21 protein-coding genes and 1 pseudogene are annotated in these 26,777 nt (G+C 72.3%); 16 read left to right on the forward strand and 6 right to left on the reverse strand.

Annotated features, from left to right (window positions below):
- Positions 1-132: 132 nt before the first annotated feature.
- The 3 genes from clpX to G443_RS22275 all read left to right on the forward strand — a co-directional run bounded on the left by clpX (position 133) and on the right by G443_RS22275 (position 3,675).
- On the forward strand, positions 133-1,410 hold the full coding sequence (gene clpX / locus G443_RS22265) for an ATP-dependent Clp protease ATP-binding subunit ClpX (RefSeq protein WP_026418508.1): 1,278 nt from the start codon (positions 133-135) through the stop codon (positions 1,408-1,410).
- A 189-nt stretch (positions 1,411-1,599) separates the two neighbouring features.
- Positions 1,600-2,889 (forward strand): acyl-CoA thioester hydrolase/BAAT C-terminal domain-containing protein, encoded by a 1,290-nt coding sequence (locus G443_RS22270; RefSeq protein WP_026418507.1) that lies wholly within the window; start codon positions 1,600-1,602, stop codon positions 2,887-2,889.
- Between the two features lie 132 nt (positions 2,890-3,021).
- Positions 3,022-3,675 carry an RBBP9/YdeN family alpha/beta hydrolase gene (locus tag G443_RS22275; protein WP_051313860.1) on the forward strand — a complete coding sequence of 218 codons (654 nt, stop codon included), beginning with the start codon at positions 3,022-3,024 and terminating at the stop codon, positions 3,673-3,675.
- Positions 3,676-3,741: 66 nt separating this feature from the next.
- Here the strand turns inward: G443_RS22275 and G443_RS22280 are convergent, their stop codons facing one another.
- From G443_RS22280 to G443_RS22300, 5 genes and pseudogenes are all read right to left on the reverse strand, one after another.
- Entirely contained in the window at positions 3,742-4,674 is a 933-nt protein-coding gene (locus tag G443_RS22280) for an alpha/beta hydrolase (RefSeq protein ID WP_245588762.1), read from the reverse strand.
- 183 nt (positions 4,675-4,857) lie between these two features.
- Complete coding sequence (gene fdhD, locus G443_RS22285; RefSeq protein ID WP_026418505.1) at positions 4,858-5,706, reverse strand: formate dehydrogenase accessory sulfurtransferase FdhD; 849 nt, start codon at positions 5,704-5,706, stop codon at positions 4,858-4,860.
- 131 nt (positions 5,707-5,837) lie between these two features.
- Positions 5,838-7,349: pseudogene (locus tag G443_RS22290) on the reverse strand (FdhF/YdeP family oxidoreductase); the annotation flags it as partial.
- Positions 7,350-7,923: 574 nt separating this feature from the next.
- Positions 7,924-8,898: a hypothetical protein gene (locus G443_RS22295; RefSeq protein WP_026418504.1), complete on the reverse strand. Its 975-nt coding sequence runs from the start codon at positions 8,896-8,898 to the stop codon at positions 7,924-7,926.
- Positions 8,899-8,973: 75 nt separating this feature from the next.
- A complete protein-coding gene (locus G443_RS22300) occupies positions 8,974-9,675 on the reverse strand; it encodes a hypothetical protein (RefSeq protein ID WP_155886094.1) in 702 nt (233 codons plus the stop codon).
- Positions 9,676-10,220: 545 nt separating this feature from the next.
- Between G443_RS22300 and G443_RS22305 the strand changes: the two genes are divergently transcribed.
- The 13 genes from G443_RS22305 (at position 10,221) to G443_RS22365 (ending at position 25,133) form a co-directional block, all read left to right on the forward strand.
- Positions 10,221-12,863, forward strand: coding sequence for a valine--tRNA ligase (locus G443_RS22305; protein WP_026418502.1), 2,643 nt, complete (start codon positions 10,221-10,223; stop codon positions 12,861-12,863).
- 152 nt (positions 12,864-13,015) lie between these two features.
- Positions 13,016-14,383, forward strand: a complete 1,368-nt coding sequence (folC, locus tag G443_RS22310; RefSeq protein ID WP_026418501.1) for a bifunctional tetrahydrofolate synthase/dihydrofolate synthase — start codon at positions 13,016-13,018, stop codon at positions 14,381-14,383.
- A complete protein-coding gene (locus G443_RS22315) occupies positions 14,380-14,856 on the forward strand; it encodes a DUF4233 domain-containing protein (RefSeq protein ID WP_026418500.1) in 477 nt (158 codons plus the stop codon). The genes folC and G443_RS22315 overlap by 4 nt, the downstream gene beginning before the upstream one ends.
- A 736-nt stretch (positions 14,857-15,592) precedes the next feature.
- Positions 15,593-16,342 (forward strand): ABC transporter ATP-binding protein, encoded by a 750-nt coding sequence (locus tag G443_RS22320; RefSeq protein ID WP_026418499.1) that lies wholly within the window; start codon positions 15,593-15,595, stop codon positions 16,340-16,342.
- Positions 16,339-17,616 (forward strand): hypothetical protein, encoded by a 1,278-nt coding sequence (locus tag G443_RS22325; protein ID WP_051313859.1) that lies wholly within the window; start codon positions 16,339-16,341, stop codon positions 17,614-17,616. Before G443_RS22320 ends, G443_RS22325 begins: the two co-directional genes overlap by 4 nt.
- Positions 17,613-18,239 (forward strand): hypothetical protein, encoded by a 627-nt coding sequence (locus G443_RS22330; protein ID WP_026418498.1) that lies wholly within the window; start codon positions 17,613-17,615, stop codon positions 18,237-18,239. Before G443_RS22325 ends, G443_RS22330 begins: the two co-directional genes overlap by 4 nt.
- A gap of 145 nt (positions 18,240-18,384) precedes the next feature.
- Entirely contained in the window at positions 18,385-19,143 is a 759-nt protein-coding gene (locus G443_RS22335) for an SDR family NAD(P)-dependent oxidoreductase (protein ID WP_016700377.1), read from the forward strand.
- Between the two features lie 205 nt (positions 19,144-19,348).
- Positions 19,349-19,759 (forward strand): nucleoside-diphosphate kinase, encoded by a 411-nt coding sequence (ndk, locus tag G443_RS22340; protein ID WP_026418497.1) that lies wholly within the window; start codon positions 19,349-19,351, stop codon positions 19,757-19,759.
- A 12-nt stretch (positions 19,760-19,771) separates the two neighbouring features.
- Complete coding sequence (locus G443_RS22345; RefSeq protein ID WP_026418496.1) at positions 19,772-20,314, forward strand: GNAT family N-acetyltransferase; 543 nt, start codon at positions 19,772-19,774, stop codon at positions 20,312-20,314.
- Between the two features lie 153 nt (positions 20,315-20,467).
- Positions 20,468-21,400, forward strand: coding sequence for an ABC transporter ATP-binding protein (locus tag G443_RS22350; protein WP_026418495.1), 933 nt, complete (start codon positions 20,468-20,470; stop codon positions 21,398-21,400).
- Position 21,401: 1 nt separating this feature from the next.
- On the forward strand, positions 21,402-22,235 hold the full coding sequence (locus G443_RS22355; RefSeq protein ID WP_026418494.1) for an ABC transporter permease: 834 nt from the start codon (positions 21,402-21,404) through the stop codon (positions 22,233-22,235).
- Between the two features lie 4 nt (positions 22,236-22,239).
- Positions 22,240-23,088 (forward strand): ABC transporter permease, encoded by an 849-nt coding sequence (locus G443_RS22360; protein WP_026418493.1) that lies wholly within the window; start codon positions 22,240-22,242, stop codon positions 23,086-23,088.
- A 29-nt stretch (positions 23,089-23,117) separates the two neighbouring features.
- Complete coding sequence (locus G443_RS22365; RefSeq protein WP_026418492.1) at positions 23,118-25,133, forward strand: TIGR03960 family B12-binding radical SAM protein; 2,016 nt, start codon at positions 23,118-23,120, stop codon at positions 25,131-25,133.
- A 141-nt stretch (positions 25,134-25,274) separates the two neighbouring features.
- On the opposite strand, the gene G443_RS22370 is transcribed toward G443_RS22365, so the two are convergent.
- Entirely contained in the window at positions 25,275-26,723 is a 1,449-nt protein-coding gene (locus G443_RS22370) for a S8 family peptidase (RefSeq protein ID WP_245588761.1), read from the reverse strand.
- Positions 26,724-26,777: the final 54 nt, after the last annotated feature.

Consider the following 26,777-nt stretch of genomic DNA (forward strand, 5'->3'; position numbering starts at 1 on the left):
GGGTGCCGGCGCGCTCGGCGCACACCGGGCAGGGTTGTGCTCCCGTTGTACGGGTTCGGAAAGGTACCGTCGGGAACGTAGACAGCCAGGCGCACCCCAGGGGGGCGCCGGAGGGGACAGAGGTCAGCGGCCATGGCGCGTATTGGTGACGGCGGCGACCTGCTCAAGTGTTCATTCTGCGGGAAGAGCCAGAAGCAGGTGAAAAAACTCATCGCCGGACCTGGCGTTTACATCTGCGATGAGTGCATCGACCTCTGCAACGAGATCATCGAGGAGGAACTCGCCGAGGCGGGTGACGTCAAGCTCGACGAGCTGCCCAAGCCGGCGGAGATCCACGAGTTCCTCGACCAGTACGTCATCGGTCAGGACGACGCGAAGCGCACCCTGTCGGTGGCGGTGTACAACCACTACAAGCGCATCCAGGCCGGTGACCGGGGCCGGGACGGCCACGACAACGTCGAACTGGCCAAGTCGAACATCCTGCTGCTCGGCCCGACCGGGTGTGGCAAGACCTACCTGGCCCAGACGCTGGCCAAGATGCTCAACGTGCCCTTCGCCATCGCCGACGCCACGGCGCTCACCGAGGCCGGGTACGTGGGCGAGGACGTCGAGAACATCCTGTTGAAGCTCATCCAGGCCGCCGACTACGACGTCAAGCGCGCCGAGACGGGCATCATCTACATCGACGAGGTCGACAAGATCGCCAGGAAGAGCGAGAACCCGTCGATCACGCGGGACGTCTCCGGCGAGGGCGTGCAGCAGGCCCTGTTGAAGATCCTGGAGGGCACCACCGCCAGCGTCCCCCCGCAGGGAGGCCGCAAGCACCCGCACCAGGAGTTCATCCAGATCGACACGACGAACGTGCTGTTCATCGTCGCCGGCGCGTTCGCCGGGCTGGACAAGATCATCCAGGACAGGGTGGGCAAGCGCGGTCTGGGTTTCGGGGCCGAGGTGCGGTCGAAGGTCGAGATCGACAAGACCGACTTCTTCCGGGACGTCCTCCCCGAGGACCTCATCAAGTTCGGTCTGATCCCCGAGTTCATCGGCCGGCTGCCGTTGGTGGCGAGCGTGACGAACCTCGACAAGGAGTCGCTGGTCCAGATCCTCACCGAACCGCGGAACTCCCTGGTGAAGCAGTACAACAAGCTGTTCGACATGGACGGCGTGGAGCTGGAGTTCACCCACACCGCGATGGAGGCCATCGCCGACCAGGCGATCCTGCGCGGAACGGGGGCCCGGGGGCTGCGGGCGATCATGGAGGAGGTCCTCCAACCCGTGATGTACGACATCCCCAGCCGCAGTGACGTCGCGAAGGTCGTCATCACCGAGCAGACCGTCCGGGAGAACGTGAACCCGACGATCGTGGCGCGGCAGCCCTCCCGTCGGGAGCGCCGGGAGAAGAGCGCGTGACCCTCGGTTGAGGGAATTCCGCGCGGTGAGGAGCGCGGTGGCGGCACCGGCACTATCGTCACGGTGTGGTCGGGAGCGTGACCGCCGCGGGCGCCGTGGGAGGGGCCGGAGGCCCCTTCCACCGGGCCGGACCGGTGCCGGGGCGGCAGGTGGCGGACACGCGCTACCTCAGCGCGGAGGTTGGTCCGCATGGAGTTGGAGATCGACCCGCTCGACGGGCTGGTCGACCGCTGCCCGGCGGTGCGGGTACGGGCCAACCCCCACGTCGGAGTGAAGCTCGAGGTGAGCGTCACCGACGCGGCGGGGCATGACTGGGGCTCCCTGAACACCTTCGGCGCGGACGTGTCCGGACTCGTGGACACCGCCAGGGACGAACCTCTCGTCGGGACCTACGAGGGGGTCGACCCGACGGGCCCGTGGTGGTCCATGTCCTTCACGAACCGGGGCACCGCCCCGACCGACTTCGTCTCCAGCGCCGACTGGCTCGACTACCGGGTCGTCGCGCAGGCGGGGCGCGTCACGGAGACCCGGTGGATCCGACGGCGGTGGGCCGCCGACGGGGTGGAGCGGCGCGAACTCAACGACAACGGGGTTCGGCTGACCGTCTTCACCCCTGCCGGCGACGAGCCTGCTCCCGGGGTGCTCGTGGTGCCGGGGTTCGCGGGAGAGGCGGCGATCCAGCCCCGGGCCGCCCTGCTCGCCTCGCACGGGTACGTCGCGGCCGTCGTCGACTACCTGCCCAACGGCCCGGGCCCGCCGCACCTGGTGGAGATCCCGGTGGAGGTGGTCACCACCGGGCTGTCCGTCCTCGCCAGGCAGCCCCGGGTGGCGGCGGACAGGGTGGGGGTGTACGCGTCGTCGGTGGGCACCGAGGGCGCGTTCGCGGCCCTCGCGCTCACCGACCACGAACCGGTGCGCTGCGTGGTGGCCATCTCCCCGAGCAGCGTCATCTGGCAGGCCTCCTCCGGTGAGGGGCCGTCGATCCGAACGTCCTCCTGGTCCCACCGGGGGGAGCCGCTGCCCTGGGTGCGGGTGCACGCCAACCGGCTGCTGCCCGAGATGTTGGCGCACGCGATCCGGGACAGGGTGACCCGCTACCCCCGTCCGTCCGCCCTGCACCTGCGGTCCTCCTACGCGGCGGGGCTGCGGGACTACACCGCCGTGTCCGCCGCCCGGATACCGGTGGAGCGGGTGCGGTGCCCGCTGCTGCTGATCAGCGGGGAGGACGACCAGCTGTGGCCCGCGCCCGACATGGCGGCCACCATCCTGCACCGGCGGGACGCCCACGGCGTCGGGGAGGAGGACGAGAACATCGTGTTCCCCGACGCCGGTCACTTCCTCCGGCCCCCGTTGGTCCCCACCACGGCCGCGTGGAACGAGAACCTGGTGTCGGGCGGGTCGGCGGCCGGCACGGCCTCGGCGGACCGGGCGGGCTGGGAGGCGAGCCTGCGCTTCCTCCGACGCCACCTCGGGGCCTGAGCCGGCCGCCGCTCTTTCGGGTGATGGCCCGCGTGGGTCGGGCGTGTGCGCGGGACCGGGCGCCGGTGCTCGGGGTATCACCGACGGGGTGCCGCGAGGGCGGTCAGGTGATGACCGAGGGGAGTCCCGGGGATGTCCGATCGTCATGTCCTGTTGGTGCACGGCTGGCAGAGCCCCACCCGGGGCCACTGGCAGCTCTGGTTGTCCGCCGAGTTGCGCCATCTCGGCTGGCAGGTCCACTTCCCCCGGTTCCCGTCGCCGGGAACCCCCGTGCTGCGGTCCTGGCTACCGGTGCTCCGCGACCGGTTGGCCTCGGTACCCCGGGGCGACGAGCTCGTCGTGCTGGCCCACTGCGTCGGCGCGACGCTGTGGTTGCACCACGCGGCGACGCTGGGCGGGCGGGACCGGCGGGTGGACCGGGTCCTGTTGGCCGGTCTCCCCGGCCGAGGGTGGAACCACCCCGACCTCGTCGGCCTCCGGCCGCCGCCCCCGCACAGCTGGAGCCTGCGACGCGCCGCCGGGATCACGCGGATGGTGTGCGGTTCGGACGACCCGATCGCGCCGGTCCGCGAGTCGGAGGAGTGGGCGCGGGCGCTGCGCATCGGGCTTGACGTGGTGCCGGACGCGGGGCACCTGGACGCCGAGTCCGGGTACGGGCCGTGGCCCGGTGCGTTGGAGTGGGCGCTGGACCCGAGGGCGGAGTCCGTGGCGGCGGCCGGGAACCCGGGTCCTCCCGCCGACCTGGGGGCCCTGCACCACCGGGACGTCCTCGACGCCCGCCGTTGAGGGGCAGCGGGGCGGCGGCGGGGTGGTCGGTGTCCGAGCACCCCGCCGGTTCGCGCCGGCGGCGGGTCAGCCGAGGTGCCGGCCAAGGAAGCGGACCATCGCCGGCAGCGACCCGTTGAAGTACTCAAGGCTGTGGCCGCCAGGGGAGAGCGAGCTGATCTCCGGTTTGGCGGCGGCGGTGAACAGCCGGGCCCCCTCGATGAACTGGTCCTCGGTGCCGCACCAGATCCCGTTGGGGACGGTGCCGAGCTTGTCGATGTGCCGCAGCGGGTCCATCGACGCCCAGTCCGCCTCGTCGTGGAAGGCGTTGCGCAGCTTCATCTCCTCCCAGGTGGTGATGAGGGCGGGGGCGAGGGTCGCGCAGGCCCGGACAGGTCGGCGGCGCTCGTTGCGCCGCCGGGCGTAGAGCAGGGCACCGAAGCCACCCATCGACACCCCGGCCACCGCCGCCGGCTGGCCGCTGGGGCCGCCGAGCCCCCGCCGGGCCAGCCACCGGGGGACCTCCTCCAGGAGCATTCCCATCGGGTCGTCTCCCCGCTCGTGCTCGTGCCAGTAGCTGTTGCCACCGTCGACCAGGGCGAAGGCGTAGGGCGGGACCGCGCCGGCCGCGATGGCGTCGCCGAGCGCCTGGGGCAGCGTGGTGAACCCGGGGTGGCGGGCGTTGCCGTTCCTGCCGTGGAGCACCAGGCACACCGGCGTCGACCTGGGCAGCTCGCCGGCGGGTCGGACCGTCAGGAGCTCGACCGTCCTCCCCCGGAAGTAGGAGTGCACCTCGTCGATGACCGTCTCCGGCGGGCCGGCCTGCCGCCAGTCCGTGCCGGGTGCCGGCGCGGGGGCCGTCGGCATCGTGTCCAGGGGCGGCATCGGGTCCAACCCGGAGGGGATGCCGACCTGGTTGCGGGAGCTGGCCTGGGAGATTCCCTGCGTGAAGGAGAACAGCATCGCGGCGAGGCTGCCACCGAGGGCACCGCCCGCCGCGAGGACCGTTCGCCTGTCCATGGAGCGGGACTGTCGGATGAGTCGGTGCTTCCCCATGTGGCGACCTCCGTCCGTGGCACGCGCCACCTGAGCGAGGTAACGATCAGGTCGCGTGCTGATCACATGTAGCTACGTGATCGTGTTCCGGGAGAAATCCTGCCCGATTCACGGTGCGGGAGGTCTGTGATGATCGCTACTGAGCGCTCACTCGGACGGGGGTACCGCCGTCGTGCCGGTCAGGCGGTGCGCGGCGCTGTAGACGTTCATGGACGGCCCCCGGAGGAAGCCCACCAGGGTCATCCCCTGTTCGGTGGCGAGATCGACGGCCAGTGAGGACGGTGCGGACACCGCGGCCAACACCGGCACGCCCGCCATCGCCGCCTTCTGCACCAGTTCGAACGAGGCCCGACCCGAGACCATCAGGACCTGGCCCCGGGCGGGCACCCGTCCCTCCAGCAACGCCCAGCCGAGCACCTTGTCCACCGCGTTGTGCCGTCCCACGTCCTCCCGGCACACCACCAGCGTGCCGTCGGAGGTGAACAGCCCGGCGGCGTGCAGACCACCGGTGGAGTCGAAGACGCGTTGGGCGGCCCGCAGCGTGTCCGGCAGTGAGGTCAGCACGGACACGTCGACGCGCACCTCGTCGCCCTCCGGGCCGAACCGGGTGCGCAGCCGGATGGCGTCCAGCGCGGCCTTGCCGCACACCCCGCAGGAGGAGGTCGTGTAGAAGTTCCGCTCCACGCCGTGGTCGGGTGCCGGGACGCCCTCGGCCAGGGTGAGGTCCAGGACGTTGTAGGTGTTGCGACCGTCGGGGCCGGCCGCGTCGCAGTACCGGGCGCTCGCCACGTCCTCCCGGGACCCGATCACCCCCTCGGTGAGCAGGAAACCGTGCGCCAGCTCGACGTCGTGCCCCGGCGTCCGCATCGTCACCGCGAGGGCCCCGCCGCCGACCCGCAGCTCCAGGGGCTCCTCGGCGGCCAGGGCGTCCGGGCGCCGCCGGGCACCCGCCGGCGACACCTTCAGCACCGGCCTGCGCACGGTCACTCGCCCCATGTCCGCTCCTCCGTCGCTCGACGATCCTCCACGGCACACCAGTCTGGCCCACGGAGCGGATCAGACGCCGCCTTCGTGCCCGCGACCAGCGAGTCACGGCGCGCGCCCGGCGGCTCGGCGGCGACCACGGATCACACCTCGCGGGCCGACACGGGTTCGAGCCGGATGACGACCGACTTCGAGGCGGGGGTGCCGGAGACCTCGGCGACCGAGTCGAGCGGCACCAGGGCGTTGGTCTCGGGGTAGTAGGCGGCGGCGCAGCCGGCGGCGGTGGGGTACGGCACCACCCGGAACCCGGGGGCGCGCCGTTCGACCAGCTCGTCCCCGGTGCGCCACTCACCCACCAGATCCACCAGCTGGCCGTCGGCGACGCCGAGGGCGGCGCAGTCGTCGGGGTGCACGAGAACCACCCGCCGGCCGCCGCGGACACCCCGGTAGCGGTCGTCGAGCCCGTAGATCGTGGTGTTGTACTGGTCGTGGCTGCGCAGCGTCTGCAACAGCAGCCGGCCCGGGGGCACCCGGAGGACGTCGAGCTGGTTGGTGGTGAACCGGGCGCGCCCGCTGGCCGTCGGGAAGGACCGGCTGTCCCTCGGCGGGTGGGGCAGGACGAAACCGTCCGGCCGCCGCACCTTGTCGTTGTAGTCCTCGCACCCCGGCACCACGCGGCCGATCCGGTCCCGCACCAGGTCGTAGTCCTCGGCCAGCGACTCCCACGGGACAGGGTGGTCCGGCCCGAGGACCGCGCGGGCGAGGCCGCAGACGATCGCGACCTCCGAACGCAGGTGCGCGCTGGCCGGGGCGAGCCGTCCCCGGGAGGCGTGCACGCAGGACATGGAGTCCTCCACGGTCACGAACTGGTCGACGCCGTTCCGGACGTCCCGTTCGGTCCTGCCCAAGGTCGGCAGGATGAGCGCGCGCCGGCCCGTCACCACGTGCGAACGGTTCAGCTTGGTCGAGACCTGGACGGTGAGCGCGCAGGATCGCAACGCCCTCGCGGTGACCTCGGTGTCCGGAGCGGCGGCGGCGAAGTTCCCGCCCAGGGCGACGAAGACCCCGATCCGACCTTCGCGCATCGCGCGGATCGCCTCCACCGTGTCCAGACCGGGCGACCGGGGCATGGGCAACCCGAACTCGCGCTCCAGGGCGTCCAGGAACGCGGCGGGCGGCTTCTCCCAGATACCCATCGTCCGGTCGCCCTGGACGTTCGAGTGGCCGCGAACCGGGCAGAGACCCGCACCCGGACGACCGATCATGCCCCGCAGGAGCATGAGGTTGACCAGTTCGCGGATGGTGGCCACCGACTGGCGGTGCTGGGTCAGGCCCATCGCCCAGCACGCGACGGTCCGGCGCGAGGTCGCCAGGAGCTCGGCGACGCGTTCGATCTGCTCGCGGGGAAGTCCGGTGGCGGCGAGGACGGCAGGCCAGTCCAGGTCCCGGACGTGCGCCGCGTACTCCTCGTACCCCTCGGTGTGGTCGGCGACGAAGTCCCGGTCGACCACGGACCCGGGTTCGGCCCGCTCCCGCTCCACCAGCAGGTGCCCCAACGCGCGGAACAGCGCGAGATCCCCGCCGATCCGGATCTGGCAGAACTCGTCGGCCAGCCCGACCCCCCGCCCCAGCACGCCCCGGAGGTTCTGCGGGTTCAGGGCCGCCCGTGCCTGAGCCACGACGTCGGCGACGGACACCAGCCACCCTCCTCACACCCCCGTTGCACACCGTGACGAACAGTAGCAACGGGTAACTGTTGGGTGTGGGGAGAATGGCCACTTCCGCGTGGAAGGGCGCCGTGCCAGAGTCAGCACGACGTCAGCACGGGGGCGATCACCCGCACCAACTCGCGAGAACGGGCCGGAGCGTGAACCCGACCTCACGCCCCTGATCAGGTCGTGTGGCAGGGCGTCACCCGCGTCGACGTGGGACCTCGAGATTCCGCCGCCGAGTTCCGCGAGAACCTTGCGCTGTGCCGGCCGCCGGCGGCTCGGGCCAGGCGCAGCGGGGGCGGTCGAACCCGTTTCCGCTTACTGAGCGGTCGCGGTGTTTGGGTGGCGCGGCCTTGTCCCCACCCGCCCCGCCGCCCCGCACGAGGTGGGCACGCCGGGGATCTTGGCGAACCCCCTTCAGTCCCTGACCTCGGTGGTGGTCCCGTCGATGTCCTCATCCGGTCCCCGGTACGTCACCCCCGACGTGGGCGGAGGGCCAGACGTGGGGGCCGGGTGCTCAGCAGGTGCTCCCTGGGAGTTCGCTGTCGAGGTCGAACATCGCCTGTTCGTCGACCCCGCCGAGGCCCGCCACGACCTGGTCCGCGCTGGTGGCGGGCGCCAGCAGCCCCTCGTCGATCAGGTCGCAGTCCATCCCGTAGACCAGCCCGTCGCTGCCACCCGCCCACAGCCCCCAGCTCGACTCCAACCACTCCTCCCCCGAGTAGTAGAGGAACTCGTCCGTCTGCCGCTGGAACACCACGGCCGGATGGGACTCGAACAGGTACCCCGCCAGGTAGCTGACCTCCACCACGAGGACGCCCTCCTCCTCGGCGGTGACCGAGACACGACCGTCCATCCGGGGCGGTTCGTCGGCGAGCGTGTGCTCCGGCGAGATCATGGTGACGAAGGCGTCCAGGCCCAGCCTCCTGATGTGCTCCTCGGTGTCGGCCCTGGCGTCCGGCCCCAGCAGGTCGAGCAGCGGATCGGCGGAGTGCTCCTCGATGGCCTCCGGATCGAGCCTCGTCGCCTCGACGGCACGCAACGCGAGGTCGACGGCTTCCGCCACCTGGTCGCGGCTGTGTCCCTCGACCGGCGTCGTGACCGTCCTGTCGATGCCGTCGATGCCCTCCTCCCACCCGGCGGCGACGGTGTCCGTGAACGCGAGGGCACCGGTCTCCCCACCGTCCCCGGTCCGATCCCCGTGCCCGGCGGTCGGCTCCGGGGGGAGGGTGGCAGGGGTGCTCGCGGTCATTGGGAGCGCGGTTGGAGCCTCGTCGACCAGGCCGGTCTGGCGTACGACGATGACGGCGCCGGCCACGAGGACGAGCGCGCCGGCGGCGAGGAGCACCCGCCGGAGTGGCGTGGAACCGGCGCCGCGCCGTTCGTCCCGAGCGGTGTTCGCTGGTGAGGGCGTGGTGCCGAGCGGGTCGGGGGAGGGTGTCGAGCCGGGGCTGTCGTCACCGGGATGAGCCTGGTTCGTCAGGTGCGGCATGGTCGGGTCGCCGTTCCTCGGAGGTGCGGGTTCGGGGGTGCGGGGCGGAGCGCTGAGCCGCCGGAACGGATCGGGTCAGGCGGGTTCGAGGACCTCCGCCACGCAGGACCCCTCGTCGGAACCTGGGCCGATGACCCCGGTGGCGACGTCGCAGTCGACGGCCCGGTGCCCCACCTCCCCGCCGAACTCCACCCACAGACCGCGCGCGCCGGTCTCCCACCCGTCGCCGATCGCGTACGAGTAGGCCTCGACCCACCGTTCGTAGACGACGCCGTCCGAAGAGGTCGACCCCTCCGGGTCGAAGGGGTAGGCGGTCGTGTAGTTCAACTCGACCAGCAGCGAGCTGTCCGGGTGCAGGGACACCTCGAGTGAACCGTTCATCCGGGGCTCGGCGGCCAGCGTCCGGCCCGAGGCCAGCATGGTGATGTAGCCGCTGGGCCCATAGGCGTCGATCTCCGAGCTGACCGCGTCCCGTGAGTAGGGGGCGAGCAGGCCCAGCAGTTCGTCCGGGTCGTGTCGGAGGAGCGCGGCGTCGGAGAGCCGGGAGGCCCGCACCGCGGACAGGGCCGCCGAGGTCGCCTCGCGCACCTCCTCCACGGTGTAACCGGCGAAGGCCGTGGGCGTGGGAACGCTGATGCCCTCGGTTCCCGTCCGCCAGTGCTCGGCGGAGGTCCCGGCGAAGGGATCGGCCGCCCGAGCCTGGTTCACCCGTTCGTCTCGGATCAGGAGGAAGACGACGAGGGAGAGGACGACCGCGACCACGGTCCCGGCCAGCACCCACGGCACCAGGACACCGGCCCGCCGGGACGCCGCCGGCGGTGGCCACGCGGCCGGGGTGCCGGAGGGTCCGAACGCGAAACCGGTGGGAGCACTCGGTGGGGGCGCGGCCGGGCCCCATCCGGGGTGCGGAGGCCCGGGAGCGGACCAGCCCTGGTGGGTGCCTGGCGCGGCGGCGGAAGGCTGGGGTAATGGGTGGGAGGTTCGCGCGTCGTCGTGCGCGCCCCGGCCGGCAGGCTCTTCCTGGAACCCGTCCCCGCGACCGGCGGGGAGGGGTGGCGGTGGGACGGGGGCGCTCCCAGCCGCTTCGCTGGTCGCCGCGTCTCGCTCGAAAGGGTGGTCTTGCACGGAGCCCCTCGTCTTCTCCAGTTGTCGTGCCGAAAACTAGCGTTTGTCACCGATGATCTCGAATCGACCCCGTCGGCGGGGGTCGTTCGGGAGAGCGATCTTCGCTGGATGGGTGACGTCACCAGCACCCGTCGTCACCCGAGCGGCCCAGCGATGGCCCCGTGAACCGGGTTGCCCGCCGTTCGTAGACTTTCCCCGTGACCGAGACCCATTCATCGCCCGGCCCTGCCCAGTTTCCCGTCGGCCTCGCGCCCAAGTGGGAGCCGGTAGCGGTAGAGGCCGCGCTGTACCAGGAATGGGTCGAGCGCGGTGACTTCACCGCCGACGCCAGCAGCGACCGGCCGCCGTTCTCCATCGTGATCCCGCCGCCCAACGTCACCGGGGTGCTGCACATGGGGCACGCGCTGGACCACACCCTGATGGACACCCTCACCCGGCGCCGCCGGATGCAGGGTTACGAGGCGCTGTGGTTGCCGGGCATGGACCACGCAGGGATCGCGACCCAGACCGTCGTCGAGCGGGAGCTCGCCAGCGAGGGGAAGTCGCGCCACGATCTCGGGCGTGAGGAGTTCGTCCGCCGGGTCTGGCAGTGGAAGGCCCAGTCCGGCGGTCAGATCAGCCAGCAGATGCGGCGGCTCGGCGACGGCGTCGACTGGAGCCGTGAGCGCTTCACGATGGACGAGGGTCTGTCGCGCGCCGTGCAGACGATCTTCAAGCGGTTGTACGACGACGACCTGATCTACCGGGCGGAACGCATCATCAACTGGTGCCCCCGGTGCCAGACGGCGCTGTCGGACATCGAGGTCGAGCACAGCGAGGACGAGGGCGAGCTCGTCTCGATCCGCTACGGCGAGGGTGACTCGTCGATCGTGGTCGCGACCACCCGTGCCGAGACGATGCTCGGCGACACGGCCGTGGCGGTGCACCCGGAGGACGAGCGCTACCGGCACCTGGTGGGGACCGAGGTCGAGCTGCCGCTCACCGGCCGGCGGATCCCGATCGTGGCCGACGAGCACGTCGACCCGGAGTTCGGGACCGGCGCCGTCAAGGTCACGCCGTCCCACGACCCCAACGACTTCGAGATCGGCCAGCGGCACGGCCTGCCGAACCTCACCGTGCTCGACGAACGGGGCGTCATCACCGCCGCTGGTCCCTTCGAGGGGCTGGACCGGTTCGAGGCGCGGCCGGCCATCGTCGCCGCCCTCCGCGCGGAGGGCCGGATCGTGGCGGAGAAGCGCCCCTACCTGCATGCCGTGGGGCACTGCGAGCGGTGCGGCACGGTCGTCGAACCCCGGCTGTCCAAGCAGTGGTTCGTCAACGTCGGTCCGCTGGCCAAGGCGGCCGGTGACGCCGTCCGGGACGGCCGGACCCGCATTCACCCGCCCGAGATGGCCAAGCGCTACTTCTCCTGGGTCGACAACCTCCACGACTGGTGCATCTCCCGCCAGCTGTGGTGGGGGCACCGCATCCCCGTCTGGTACGGGCCCGACGGGGAGATGCGGTGCGTCGGCCCCGGCGAGGAACCGCCCACCGGTGAGGGCTGGCACCAGGAGACCGACGTGCTGGACACGTGGTTCTCCTCGGCGCTCTGGCCGTTCTCCACGCTGGGCTGGCCGGAGAAGACCCCCGACCTGGAGCGCTTCTACCCGACCAGCGTCCTGGTCACCGGCTACGACATCCTGTTCTTCTGGGTCGCCCGGATGATGATGTTCGGGCTCTACGCGATGGACGGCGCGCAGCCCTTCAACGACGTGTTCCTGCACGGCCTGGTTCGGGACAGCACCGGCAAGAAGATGTCGAAGTCCAAGGGCAACAGCATCGACCCGCTGGAGTGGCTCGACCGCTACGGCGCGGACGCCCTGCGCTTCACCCTGGCCAGGGGCGCCAACCCGGGCGCGGACGAGGCGGTCGCCGAGGAGTGGGCGGCGGGAGCGCGGAACTTCGGCACCAAGTTGTGGAACGCCAGTCGGTTCGCCCTGATGAACGGGGCGAACACCAGTACCCCGCTGCCCGACCGCGCGGAGCTGACCGACGCCGACCGGTGGATCCTCGACCGGCTCGACACCGTGGTCGCCGGCGTCGACGAGCTGTTCGAACGCTTCGAGTTCGGCAAGGCCTGCGACACGCTGTACCACTTCGTGTGGGACGAGTTCTGCGACTGGTACCTGGAGCTGGCCAAGACCCAGCTCAACGGTGACGAGGCCAGGGCCACCGCCACCCGCGCGGTGCTCGGGCACACCCTGGACGCGACGCTGCGGCTGCTGCACCCGGTGATGCCGTTCATCACCGAGGTGGTGTGGCGGGAGCTGACCGGCGGGCAGGCCCTCGACCGCGCGGCCTGGCCGGTCCCCTCCGGGGCGACTCCCGACGTCGAGGCCGAGCGGCGCATCGACGACCTGCGGAAACTCGTCACGGAGGTGCGCCGCTTCCGCTCCGACCAGGGGCTCAAGCCCGGCCAGCGGGTTGACGCCCGGCTCACCGGCACCGCTGTCGACCGGCTCGCCGACCAGCTGGTCGCCGCGCGCGCCCTGACCCGGCTCGACGAGCCCGGCGACGGCTTCGCCCCGACGGTCTCCCTGGAGGTCGGGCTCGCCTCGGGCGAGATGACCGTGGAGATCGACACCTCGGGCGCGGTGGACGTCGAGGCCGAGCGCAAGCGGTTGACCAAGGACCTCGCGGCGGCGGAGAAGGAACTCGCCGGCTGCGAGAAGAAGTTGGGGAACCCCGCGTTCACCGAGAAGGCCCCACCGGAGGTGCGGGCCAAGATCGAGGCGCGGCGGGAGACCGCCGAGGTCGACATCCGGCGGCTCCGCGAGCGGCTGGCCGGGCTGCCCGGCTGAGCGCCGGCCCTTCGGGCCGAGGAGGACACCAGGAACGGGCGACGACCCCGGTGTGACCGTGGTGGGTCACACCGGGGCGCACCGCCGCATGACCGGCCGTCCGTCGGAACTAGACTCGGACCCGGACCGGTAACCGCACGTCAGGAGGGTCCGTGCCCAAGCCCGACTCCGATGCCCTGGTGGCGTTGCGCGCCGTCGAGGACGAGCTCAACACCCGGTGGCCGGAGACGAAGATCGAGCCGTCGCTGGACCGCATCCGGGTGCTGCTGGACCTGCTGGGCGAGCCGCAGCGCTCGTACCCGGTGCTGCACATCGCCGGCACGAACGGCAAGACCTCCACCGCGAGGATGCTCGACGCCCTGCTGACCCGGGTGGGGCTGCGGACCGGCCGCTACACCAGCCCCCACCTGCAACTGGCCACCGAGCGGATCAGCCTGGACGGGGCGCCGATCTCCCCGGAGCAGTACGTCGACACCTACCGCGACATCGAGCCCTACGTGACGATGGTCGACGGGCGGAGCGAGATCCGGATGAGCAAGTTCGAGGTGCTCACCGGCATGGCGTTCGCGGCCTTCGCCGACGCGCCCGTGGACGCGGCCGTCGTCGAGGTCGGCCTCGGGGGCAGCTGGGACGCCACCAACGTCGCCGACGGCACGGTGGCCGCCATCACCCCGATCGCGCTCGACCACACCGAGTACCTCGGCACCGACCTCCTCGGCATCGCCAGGGAGAAGGCCGGCATCATCAAACCCGGTTCGGTCGCGGTGCTGGCCAAGCAGGAACCCGAGGTCACCCGAGTCCTGTTGGAACGCGCCGTCGAGGTGGACGCGGCGGTGGCCAGGGAGGACTCGGAGTTCGGCGTCCTCGAACGCACCCACGGCGTGGGTGGTCAGATGCTGCGGTTGCAGGGCCTCGGTGGCGTGTACGAGGAGATCTTCCTGCCCCTGCACGGGGCGCACCAGGCGCGGAACGCGGCGATGGCCCTCGCGATCGCCGAGGCGTTCTTCGGGGCCGGGCCGGAGCGGCAGCTGGACGTCGAGGCGGTCCGGGAGGGTTTCGCCGCCGTCAGCTCCCCGGGCCGGTTGGAGCCGGTCCGCTCCGCACCGACCGTCCTCGTGGACGCGGCGCACAACCCGCACGGCGCGGGGGCGCTCGCCGAGGCCGTCACGGCGGAGTTCGCGTTCCGCCGGCTGGTCGGCGTGGTGGGTGTGATGGACGACAAGGACGCCACCGGCATCCTCCAGGCGCTGGAACCGGTGCTCGAACACGTGGTGATCACCCAGACGAGTTCACCGAGGGCGATGAGCGCGGAACGGCTCGCGGCCCAGGCCGAGGAGATCTTCGGGTCGGAGGCCGTCACCGTCCAGCCGGCGTTGGACGTGGCGGTGGAGACCGCGATCGGCCTCGCCGAGGAGGTCTCCGAGCCGGACGAGCCGGTCGCGGGCGGTGGCGTGCTGGTGACGGGCTCCGTGGTGACCGCCGGTGAGGCTCGCGCGCTGTTGGGGAAGGAACCGACATGACCGACCAGCCCACGGCCGACGAGACGCGGACCGACCCGGCGGCGTCGTCCCCGGCCACCCCGGGTGACGGGCCGGTGGCCTTCACACCCCCGGCCAAGGACCCCTTCAGGAGCTTCCGGGGCGTCCTGGCCGGCACCCTGGTGCTGGAGGCGATCGTCGTCGGTCTCGCCGTGCTCGTGGTCGACAACCTCGGCTCCGGGGTCGGCAGCGTCGGCGGCTGGCTGGTGGGTGGCCTCGCGGTCGCGATGGTCCTCGCCGCCGGCGTGCAGGGCCGGAGCTGGGGGCTGCCCGTGGCCATCGCCCTCCAGGCCGCCATGATCTGCTGCGCGTTCATCACCCCGGCACTGGGGGCGCTCGGGCTCGTCTTCGGACTGGTCTGGGTCGGTCTGCTGTGGATGCGGTGGGACGTCCAGCTGCGGATGAAGGAGGGCCGGCTCCCCGGTCAGCGGCCGGTGGGCGAGCACACCGACTGAAGCCCCGGCCGCCTGGCCGGTTCCCGTGCCACCCGACCCCGCCCGACAGCCGTCGGTCCGGTGGCACGGTGTGCGTCGGGCGCGGCAGTGCGCGGGGTCCGACCCCCGGGGTGCTTTCACGACCGAATTCGCGGATCCACTCGGAGAATGGCGGCACCGGTTCCCGCGTTCGGAGTAGGGAATCGGATTCTGATGGGTGCCGGTGGTCGGTTCGCGGGTTCCGTGGTCCGAACGCTTCCCCACTCGCGTCGCCCTTCGGCGTCCGGGTTGGGGAATTCCTGGCCATGAACCGCGCCGCCGCGCCAGCGCACCCCCGTCGTGGCGAACCAGCCGCCCATCGACGTGCCTGAGCTCGGGCCTCCAGGGTGGAGCACCGGTCCCGGACCGGCGAGGCCTGGCGCGCGGTGTCGGTGCGTACCTGGCCCGCGAACCGCCTCCTCGCTGCGGGAACGGGAAGAGGTGCTGCGGGCGGCTTGCTGGCGGCGGCGACGGAACGGCGTGGTCCTCGGGACAGCGTGGCCCCGTCGAGGACGCGGCCTGGGTCGGCTGAGGGACGGCCGAACCACCGGGGCGTGACCCGGCCGTGGGCAATTCGACGTCGGCTGGTGCGCCCAGGCGAGGTCGGTCCTTTTCCTGGGTGGGAATCCGGATCAACGACAACTGTCGGTGGGTTAGGATCTCGGCGGTTTCGTTTCGCCGTGACCCGGAGGGAAGAACCGCGATTGGACGGGCCGCGATGAGGTTTTCCGACGTCCACTTCTCCTACGGGAGGAAAAGGGTCCTCCGGGGCGTTGACTGGGAGTTGGGGCGGGGGATCAGCGGGCTCCTCGGGCCGAACGGATCGGGCAAGACGACGCTGATCTCCCTGGCCGTCGGCGCGCTGCCCGGCCGAGGTGGGATCACCGTCGGGGACGCGGGCACGTCGGGACCGAACGGCGGTGCCAGCCCGTCGCTGGGGTACGTCCCGCAGTCCTTCTCCCTCGTCCCCGGGATGTCCGTCCTCCAGACCGCCGCCTACGCGGCGTGGGTGAACGGCGTCCCGCGTCGGGAGTGCGAGGACGCGGCCCGCCGGGCACTGGGGCTCGTCGACCTCGCCGGCCGGGCCGGCGAGCGGGTCCGCGCCCTGTCCGGGGGCCAGCGTCAACGGCTGGGCATCGCCGCCGCCCTCGCCCACGAGCCGCGTGTCCTGGTCCTGGACGAACCCACCGTGGGTCTGGACCCGGCGCAACGGCTGCGGGTGCGGGAGGTGATCGCCGATCTCGGTCAGGACCGGACGGTGCTGCTGGCCACGCACCTCGTGGAGGACATCGCCTACCTGTGCCGGCGGGTCGGCGTGCTGGTGGCCGGCCGCATCGTCTTCGACGGCACCGTCGAGGAGCTGACCGGGCTGTTCGAGGACGAGGCCCCCGAGGACGGCCGCGCGCTCGGCTCCGCCTTCGAACGCGGCTACGAGCGGCTGGTCCGGCGCTGGGGAGCGGGGGAGTGAACCGGCTGGCGGCCCTGTGGTGGCCGCTTCCGCCGGTCGTGCTGGTGTCCTCCGCCGCGCTGGTCGCGGCCTCGCTCGTCCTGTCGACCCGCTGGTTGTGGGACCAGCGGTTCCAGGAGTGGGTGGTCACGTCCTTCGAGGCCCACGAGCAGGTGCTGTGGGCGGCCGTGCTGGCGGCCGTGGTGAGCTGCTGGGCGGCCACGCGCCTCACCCCGACCAGGATGCTGTTCGGCGGTGCGCACCACCCCCGTACCGGTTGGCCGGTCGTGCGCCGGCACCTCGCCGTCCTCAACGGGTGGTTCCTCCTCGGGTACGTGGTGGGCATCGCGCCCGCCCTCGTGCTCACCGCCACCCGGGCCCAGTACGGCGGTCCCGACGTGCTGGCCATCCTCGGCGGACCGCTGGGGATCGCGGCGGCCTCCGCCCTGGGCTACCTCTTCGGCGTGGTGGTCCCGGTGGCGCTGCTCTCGCCGGTCCCCGGCCTGGGGGTCTACCTGCTGTACTCCCAGTCCGCGGTCGCCGACGGGTGGACCGCGCTGCTGCCGCTCGTCCGGGTGTGGATCTCGCTGGGCAGGTCGGAGAACCCCGCCGTCACCGGCTACCGGGTGATCTTCCTCCTCGCCCTGCTGGCGGCCTGCGCGGTGACCAGCGCGGTGCTGCTCCGCGCGACGCGGCGGACCGCGCCGCGCGCGCTGGTGGCGGTGCTGGGCTGCCTCGCGCTGCCCGGCCTGCTCGCCGTCGTGCCCTTCGTCCGCACGCCGGCCCCGCTGGTCCACGACGCCGAACGCCCCCGGGTGTGCGCGGAGCGCGGGGGCACCGAGTACTGCGTGCACGAGGGCCACGCCTCCGAGCTGGACGTCCTCGGGGCGGTCGGCGAGACGGCGCTCGCGCGCCTCGGGGACTCGGTTCCCGCTCCCCGGCGGGTCTGGGACCTGGCCCTCGCCGGCCGTGGGGAGGACCCCGGGGTGGTGTGGGTCCAGCTTGATCCGGTCCTCCCCCTCGAGCCGGCAGTGGCTTCCACGATGGCGGCCAGCATCGCCGGGGATGACGCCTGCCGGCAGCGCTACGGGGATCCCGGACCCGAGGAGGACTGGCCGGAGGCCGTGGCACTCGCCGACGACCTCCGGTGGCGGGTGGCCGCGCTGTTTCACGAGGAGTACGCCAGGGTGGATGGCCCGTTCAGCGAGCTCTCCGACGCGGAGCTGGTGCGGTGGCTGGCCGAGCACCAGCACACGGTGGCCAGCTGCGAGCTGGGCCAGGAGGACCTGCCGTGACGGCGCTGCGCCTCGTGGTCCTCGCCCGCCGCCCCGGCCGGTGCCTGCTGGCGTTCACGGTGTCCCTGCTCGGCGCGCTGCTCTTCTGGCGGGTGGCCGTGCACGTCGAACCCTTCAGCGCCAACCCCCGGCGGACCCTGCCCTACCCGGAGTTGGCCGGGGTCGTGACCGGGGCCGTGTTCGCCGGTCTGCTCGCTCCCGGGTTCTGGGAGTGGGAGCGCCTGGGCGGGGCGCGCAGCCGGGCCGTCGCGGGTGTGGTGGCGGCGCTGGGGTGCCTGGCGCCGCTGCCGGCCTTCCTGCTCGGCGTGGCCCAGGTGCCCGAGCGGTACCACGCGCTCACGCTGTGGTCGAACGTGCTGCTGTTCACCGCGCTCGCGTTCCTGCTGGCGGCGCTGGTCGGCCCGGCGGTGGGCGCCGCGGTGACGGTCGGGTCGTTCCTGCTGGTGGTGCTGCTGACCAACGCCGCCCCGGCGGCGGTCGGGTGGCTGCCCGTGACGGCCCCCGAGGACCCGACGAGCCACCCGGTCGCGGCGCTCGCCCTGCTCGGCGTCGCGGTCGCCGCCCACGCGGCGACCTTCGGGTCCACCGGGTTCGCGCGGCGGCTCAGCCGAGGCGCCGGCTAGCGGGTCCGCGTGGACCCCACCGAGCGCCGTTCCGCCGGGAGGACGAAAATGTGCGTCCGAACGGTGGAACATCGGTGCTCGGTCGGGAGGGCGGGATGCGCGGTCGTCGCGTTCCCCGCCGGCCGGGCGGGAACGGGGCGGTGCGATGCGGGACGAACTCAAGGACAAGGTCGGTCTGGTCACCGGCGGGGCCTCCGGGATCGGGCGGGAGGTGGCCCTGCGGATGGCCGCGTCCGGGGCGACCGTCGTCGTCGCCGACCTGCGCGCGGAGGCCGCCCTGGAGGTGGCCGAGGAGATCAACGGCAGCGGTGGGCAGGCCAGCGGGATCGCCGTCGACGTGGCCGACCCCGCCTCGGCCGCGGCGATGGTGCAGCACGCCGTCACCACCCACGGGCGGCTGGACCTCGCCGTGAACAACGCGGGCATCGGCGGTGACAGCGGGGACGTCGCCTCGTACTCCACCGAGTCCTGGCGGCAGGTCCTCGCGGTGAACCTCGACGGCGTCTTCTACTGCCTGCGCGCCGAACTCGCCGCCATGCACGACGGTGGGGGCGGGTCCGTGGTCAACATGGCCTCGATCCTGGGGTCGGTGGGGTTCGCCAGCTCCCCGGCCTACGTGGCCGCCAAGCACGGCGTGGTCGGCCTGACCAAGAGCGCCGCCCTGGCCCACAGCGCGGAGGGGATCAGGGTGAACGCGGTCGGGCCCGGTTTCATCGAGACCCCGTTGCTGTCGCAGGCGGCCATGCCGGCGGAGGCCCGCGCCGCGCTGGTCTCGGCGCACGCCGCCCAACGGCTCGGCACCCCAGGGGAGGTCGCGGAACTGGTGGTCTTCCTGCTGTCGGACCGGGCCTCCTTCATCACCGGCAGTTACCACCTGGTGGACGGGGGTTACACCGCGCAGTGATCGGGCGACCCGTCGCGACCGGGGAGCGGGGGAACTGGTCACTCGCCGACGGATGTCCTCGGTGGTGGGCCACCCACCCGTGTCACCGTGGATCACGCCACCTGACTAGCCTTCCCCCCAAACCGGACAACACCGTGCCGCCGCGCGCGGGCCGGACGTGGACACCCGTCCCGTCCGGTGGTGTGAACAACGAAAGCGAGTGGTCGTGAGCGAGCGCACCCTGGTTCTGGTCAAGCCCGACGGCGTCGAGCGTGGCCTGGTCGGCGAGGTCATCGCCCGCATCGAGCGCAAGGGGCTGCGGTTGGCCGCCCTGGAGCTGCGCACCGTCAGCCGCGAGGTCGCCGAGCAGCACTACGCCGAGCACGACGGCAAGCCCTTCTTCACCTCGCTGCTCGACTTCATCACCTCCGGCCCGGTCGTCGCCGCCGTCGTGGAGGGGCCGAGGGCGATCGCCGCGTTCCGGCAGCTCGCCGGCGGCACCGACCCCGTGGAGAAGGCGACTCCGGGCAGCCTGCGCGGTGACTTCGCCGTCGAGGTCGAGTCGAACCTGGTGCACGGCTCGGACTCCCCGGAGTCGGCCGCCCGGGAGATCAAGCTCTGGTTCCCCAGCCTCTGAGAGGGACGTGACATGACCGACCGCGACCTTGACGACTCCTTCGTCTCCGGCCCCCACTTGGTCAACCAGGTCCACCCCGGTCTGGTGGACGGGTTGACCGACCTGTGGGGGCGGGTGGGCGCCGCCGGGGGAGCGGTCGGCTTCACTCCCGAGACCCCGTTGGCGGAGGTGCGGACCGCCGCCGAACGGGTCGTGGAGGCCGTGAGCGCCCGACGGGAACAACTGTTGACCCTGGGCCGGGCTGGCGTGCTGGTCGGCGCGGTCGTCCTCCGCCCGGACAGCGGCCCGCTCGTCGCCCACCGCGGCCTCGTGCTCGACCTGATGGTCGACCCCGACCTCCAGCGGCAGGGGTGGGGGCGTGTCCTGCTGGACGCCGTGGTGGCCCAGGCGACCGCCCACGGGCTGCGACGGCTGTTCCTCTCCGCCCGCGACGGCACCGGGCTGGACGACTTCTACCGGGCGGCCGGGTGGACCGAGTGCGGGCGCGCGCCGGACGCGGTCCTCCTGCCCGACGGGACCTACCGCGACGAGCTCTGGTTCACCCGTCGGATCTGAGGGAAGCCGCCGGCGCTGCCGGCCGACGTCCGCGCGTCAGGACGGCGCCGGGGCACGATCCCGGCGTCCACGTGGCGGAGTGGCGGTGCCGGCTTGGCCACCTCGGGGAAAACGCTCGCTTTCCGTCGGTGCCACCTCCTAGGGTCGATCCTCGTGGCAACAGCTGGTTCTCTGATCCATGCCAGGGGGCTCGTCAAACGGTTCGGCTCCTTCGAGGCCGTCCGGGGCGTCGATGTCGACATCGCACCGGGCGAGTCCTTCGGTTTCCTCGGCCCCAACGGCGCGGGCAAGTCGTCCACCATGCGCATGGTGTCCTGCCTGTCCCCCCGGAGCGGCGGTGAGCTGCGCGTCCTCGGCATGGACCCGGACACCGACGGCCCCCGCATCAGGGCGAGGTTGGGGGTCGTGCCGCAGCAGGACAACCTCGACGTCGAGCTGACCGTGCGGGAGAACCTCCAGGTCTACGGGCGCTACTTCGGGTTGTCCCGTGCCGCCGTGCGGGAACGGGCCGGTGAGCTGATGGAGTTCGCGCAGCTCACCGACCGGGCCGACGCGAAGGTCGAGCCGCTGTCCGGGGGCATGAAGCGGCGGTTGACGATCGCCCGCGCCCTGGTGAACGACCCGGAGGTCCTGCTGCTGGACGAGCCGACCACCGGCCTGGACCCGCAGGCCAGGCACGTGCTCTGGGACCGGCTGTTCCGGCTCAAGCAGCAGGGCGTCACGCTCATCGTCACCACCCACTACATGGACGAGGCCGAACAGCTGTGCGACCGGCTCGTCGTGATGGACGGGGGACGCATCGCGGCCGAGGGGTCGCCCTCCGAGCTGATCCGCCGCTACTCCACCCGCGAGGTGCTGGAGCTGCGGTTCCCCTTCGGGCGGGTCGCCGACCACACCGAGGTCGCCGCCCGGCTGGCCGAGCGGGTGGAGGTCCTGCCGGACCGGCTGTTGCTCTACACCGACAACGGGGACGCCGCCCTCGCCGCGGCCCACGAGGCGGGCCTGCGACCGGTGAGCGGCCTGGTGCGTCGCAGCACCCTGGAGGACGTCTTCCTCCGGCTCACCGGCCGGAGCCTGGTGGACTGACGTGACGACGAACGACGCAGCAACCACCCGCACCGCACCCGCCGCCACCGGCCGGTCCGGTTCGCTGTTCGCCGAGGTCGGCCGGGTCCTCGAGGGGCACTGGGTCTGGTACCGCCTGAACTGGCGGGCGACCGTGATCTCCAGCGTCCTGATGCCAGCCCTGTACCTGATCGCGATGGGCATCGGCATGGGGTCCCTCGTCGAACCGGGGGAGTTCACCCAGGGCCACGACTACCTCGTCTACCTCGCGCCCGCCGTCCTCGTCGTCAGCCTCGTCCAGACCGCCGCCGGCGAGTCCACCTACCCGGTGCTCTCCGGGTTCAAGTGGCAGCGGAACTACCTGGCGGTGGCGGCCACCCCGATCAGCCCTGCCCGGCTCGCCCTCGGCGAGCTGACCTGGATCGCGCTGCGCCTGCTGTTCTCCGGCCTGGTCTACCTGCTGATCGCCGCGCTGCTCGGCGCGCTGCTCAACCCGATGGTGCTGGTCTCGCTGCTCGCCGCCGTGCTCACGGGAATGGCCTTCGCCGCACCGGTGGTGGCCTACTCGGCCACGGTCCAGGGGGAGGGCGCCGGCTTCAACGCGCTGTTCCGGTTCGTGGTGATGCCGATGGTGCTCTTCGCCGGCACGTTCTACCCCGTGAGCCAGCTCCCGGAGGTGGTCCAGCCGGTGGCGTGGATCACGCCGCTGTGGCACGGCACCGAACTGGCCAGGGGCCTGGCCTTCGGCACGCTGGAGGCGCTCCCCGCGCTCCTGCACCTCTCCTACCTGCTGGCCCTGGCCGGCGTCGGCACGGTCCTGGCCTGCCGCCATTTCCACAAGCGGTTGGTGGTGTGACGCGATGACGACGGACGTGCCGACCCGCGAGGTGCCACCGCCGCCCCCGTCCCGGGGCACGGTGCTGCGCATCCTCCCGCCCGGGCTCTACGCCGGTCGGGCGAGCGCCCTGCTCGAACGGGCCTTCGTGGCCAACCGCAGGGCCTGGCTGGCCCTGCTCTCCGGCTTCTTCGAGCCGCTGTTCTACCTGTTGTCGCTGGGTGTCGGTTTCGGCGCGCTCGTCGGGCAGGTGGTCGGCCCAGGCGGGGAACCGATTGACTACGCGGCCTTCATCGCCCCCGGCCTGCTCGCGGCCTCGGCGATGAACGGGGCCGTCTACGACGCGACGTTCAACATCTTCTTCAAGCTGCGGCACGCCAAGCTCTACGACGCGGTGCTGGCCACCCCGTTGGGGCCGTTGGACGTGGCCATCGCCGAGATCAGTTGGGCGCTGCTGAGGGGTGGGGCCTACGCGACCGGGTTCCTCGCGGTGATGTTCGGCATGGGCTTGCTGACCTCGCCGTGGGCGCTGCTCGCGCTGCCGGCGGCGCTGCTGGTGTCCCTGGCCTTCGCCGCGGTGGGGATGGCGTGCACCACGTTCATCCGCTCCACGCAGGACTTCGACTTCGTCCAGCTGGCGATCCTGCCGATGTTCCTGTTCTCCACGACCTTCTACCCGATCGACGTCTACCCGGGCGGGCTGCGGGTGCTCATCGAGTGCCTGCCGCTCTACCACGGCGTGGAGCTGATGCGGGCGTTGAGCACCGGCGCCGTCCACTGGGGGCTGTTGGGGCACGTCGCCTACTTCCTGGTGATGGCCGCGGTGGGCCTGTGGGTGGCGACGAGGCGCCTGGGCACGCTGCTCCTGCGCTGAGCCGGCGGGGCTCGTTACCCTGTCGCGCTGTGAGCACGCGGTCCGTCTTCCCCGAACTCGAGCAGCTGCTGCCCAGGGTGTCCAAGCCCGTCCAGTACGTCGGTGGTGAGCTGAACTCCACCACGAAGGACTGGGAGGCGACCGAGGTCCGCTGGGCGCTGATGTACCCGGACGCCTACGAGGTGGGGCTGCCCAACCAGGGGCTGATGATCCTCTACGAGATCCTCAACGAACGGGAGGACGTGCTCGCCGAGCGCACCTACTCGGTGTGGCCGGACCTGGAGGCGTTGATGCGGGAGCACGGCGTGCCCCAGTTCACCGTCGACGCCCACCGGCCCGTCGGTGACTTCGACCTGCTCGGGGTCAGCTTCGCGACCGAACTCGGCTACACGAACCTGCTGACCGCCCTCGACCTCGCCAGGATCCCCCTGCGCGCCGACGCGCGGACCGAGGAACACCCCGTGGTGGTCGGCGGCGGGCACGCGGCCTTCAACCCGGAGCCGATCGCGGACTTCCTCGACGCGGTGGTCCTCGGTGACGGCGAGGAGGCGGTGCTGGAGATCACCGACATCACCCGTGACTGGAAGCGGGAGGGCTCCCCGGGTGGGCGGGACGAACTCCTGCTGCGGCTCGCCGAGACCGGCGGTGTCTACGTCCCCCGCTTCTACGACGTCGAGTACCACGCGGACGGCCGGATCCGGCGGGTAGCCCCGAACCGGGACCGGGTGCCGTTCCGGGTCTTCAAGCGGACCACGATGGATCTCGACCAGTGGCCCTACCCCAAGCAGCCCCTGGTGCCGCTCGCGGAGAGCGTGCACGAGCGGATGAGCGTGGAGATCTTCCGGGGTTGCACCCGGGGGTGCCGGTTCTGCCAGGCGGGGATGATCACCCGCCCGGTGCGGGAGCGTTCCGTCGAGGGCATCGGCGAGATGGTCAGGGCTGGTCTGGAGCGGACCGGGTTCGAGGAGGTCGGGCTGCTGTCCCTCTCCAGCGCCGACCACTCGGAGATCGCCGAGATCACCAAGGGGCTGGCCGACCGGTACGAGGGGACCAACACCGGGCTCTCCCTGCCTTCGACGAGGGTGGACGCCTTCAACGTGGACCTCGCGAACGAGCTGGCCCGCAACGGGCGGCGCTCCGGCCTGACGTTCGCCCCGGAGGGCGGCAGCGAGCGGATCCGCCGGGTGATCAACAAGATGGTCTCGGAGGAGGACCTGATCCGGACCGTCACCACCGCCTACGCCAACGGGTGGCGTCAGGTGAAGTTGTACTTCATGTGCGGGTTGCCAACCGAGACCGACGAGGACGTCCTGCAGATCGCGCGGATGGCCAAGGAGGTGGTCCGCGCGGGGCGGGAGGCCTCCGGGCGGCGGGACATCCGGTGCACGATCTCCATCGGCGGCTTCGTCCCCAAACCGCACACGCCGTTCCAGTGGGCCGCGCAGTGCGCCCCGGAGGTCGTGGACGGGCGGCTGCGGCGGTTGCGAGCCGAGGTCGGCGGAGACCGGAGCCTCGGCAGGAGCATCGGGATGCGCTACCACGACGGCAGGCCCTCGCACATCGAGGGACTGCTCTCCCGGGGCGACCGGAGGCTGGGACCGGTGGTCGAACGGGTCTGGCGGGACGGCGGGCGGTTCGACGGCTGGAGCGAGCACTTCTCCTACCAGCGGTGGGTCGACGCCTGCGCGACCGAACTCGCCTCCACCCCGGTCGACCTGGACTGGTACACGACCAGGGAACGCGAGGAGCACGAGGTGCTGCCCTGGGACCACCTCGACTCGGGTCTGGAGAAGGAATGGCTGTGGGCGGACTGGCAGGACGCGCTCGACGAACGGGAGCAGGACGACTGCCGTTGGACGCCGTGCTTCGACTGCGGGGTGTGCCCGACGATGGGGACCGACATCGAGATCGGTCCGACGGGGCGGACGCTCCTGCCGATCGCGTCGGTGGGCACCGGGAGCCCGGTCCGCAACCCGGCGTTCTCGCCGCCGGACCGGGCCGGGGTGGCACCCGGAGCGGCCAGCGACGACGGAGGACCGGCGTGAGCTGATCACGAGGTCGTGGTCCGCCCGATCGTCGTCGGGCACCTGGTGGCCGGCGTCGGCTGGGAGCGGGCGGACCGCTCGGTGGGGTGGGTCAGGGTGCGGAGGTCGACCGGCGGGACGCCGACGAGCGCGCGCCCGGGGTCAACCGCCCACGGCGGCGAGCGCGTTGACCAGCCCGGCCCCGTGGAAGCTGTTGTAGTAGGGCGACCCGGTGCACACGCCGTCGGGCACCCCGTCGCCGTCGAGGTCGTACGCCTCGGGGCAGCCGATCGGGTTGGCCTGCCCCCGGACCAGGCCCCGCAGCTGGGGCGGGGTCAGGTCGGGACGGTGGGAGGCGAGCAGCGCGGCCACGCCGCTCGCGTGCGGAGCGGCCATCGAGGTGCCGCACAGCTCGTCCCGGCCACCCGGCACGGTGGAGCTGACACAGCCACCGCCGGGAACCCCGGACTGCCACCGGTCGCCGCCCGGGGCCACCACGTCCACCACCCCGTACCCGTAGGAACTGGCGCGTGCCTTGACCCCGGCCGGGCCGACCGAGCCGACGGTGAGCACTCCGCGCACCTCGGCGGGCAGGGCGGAGCACCGGGCCCCGCCACCACCGCGCGCCTCGACACCCCGGAAGGGCGCGGAGAGATCCACCGCGTCGTTGCCGACGGCCGCGACCGTGAGCACCCCGTGGTCCTCGGCGAACCGCACGGCCCGCCGCACGGCCTCACCGGCCACCCGATGGCCCGGGTCGCCGGCGCACAGCAGCGGCCACGGATCGACGAGGTAGCTGTTGTTGGTGATGTCCATCCCGTTGGTCGCCGCCCACATGAGGCCGCACACCGCGTACTCGGGGTAGATGTAGCCGTCGTCGTCGACGACCTTGACCGAGGCGATCCGCACCCCCGGCGCGACGCCGGCCGGACCGCCGTCCGCCCCCGTCGCGGCGATGATCCCGGCGACGTGCGTCCCGTGGGGCGAGGTGCTGGGCGTCCAGGCATCCCGGGCCCGATCCGGTCGGCCCGTCAGGCACCCGGCGGACCGGAAGACGTCGACGCTGCCCGTCAACGCGGGGTGGGCCGGGTCGACCCCGGAGTCGAGCACCCCGACCACGACCTCCTCCGGGCCGGTGCCCACCCGCCGGGCCTCGTCGGCCCCCACCTGTCTGAGGTTCCACTCCAGGTCGCCGGCCGGTGGCGAGCTCGCGGCGGGCGCCGGGAGGGTGGCCCCGGTGGAGGTCAGGCGGGTCTCCCCGCCCCGGTCGAGGGCGGTGCGGGAGCGTTGCGCGCTCACCGCGCGGCCGCCGACGAGGCGGTCGTCGAAGGTGGGGTCGTGCGCCGTGACGACGGCCACCCCGATCTGGTGGTAGTGCGCCACGGTGGTGCCGCAGGCCTCGGTGATGCGTTCCTCCGCGCTCCGGCGGTCGAGCCCCTCGGGGAAGACCACCAGGTACCGCTCGGCGTCCGAACCCTCGGCGCAGAGACCGGGGCGCTCGCCGCGGTGCCCAGGCGAGGCGGCCTCCGACGAGGCCGGGTCGACCACGCAGCAGCCGACGGCCAACGCCACGCTCATCGAGACGAGCTGGGTGCGGCATGGCAGGGGCACCGTGACTCCCATCCCGTTCGGGGCGTGGACACGCCGCGTCGTCGTACCGACGTC

This window comes from Actinoalloteichus caeruleus DSM 43889 (assembly GCF_000429185.2).
Taxonomy (GTDB): Bacteria; Actinomycetota; Actinomycetes; order Mycobacteriales; family Pseudonocardiaceae; genus Actinoalloteichus_B; species Actinoalloteichus_B caeruleus.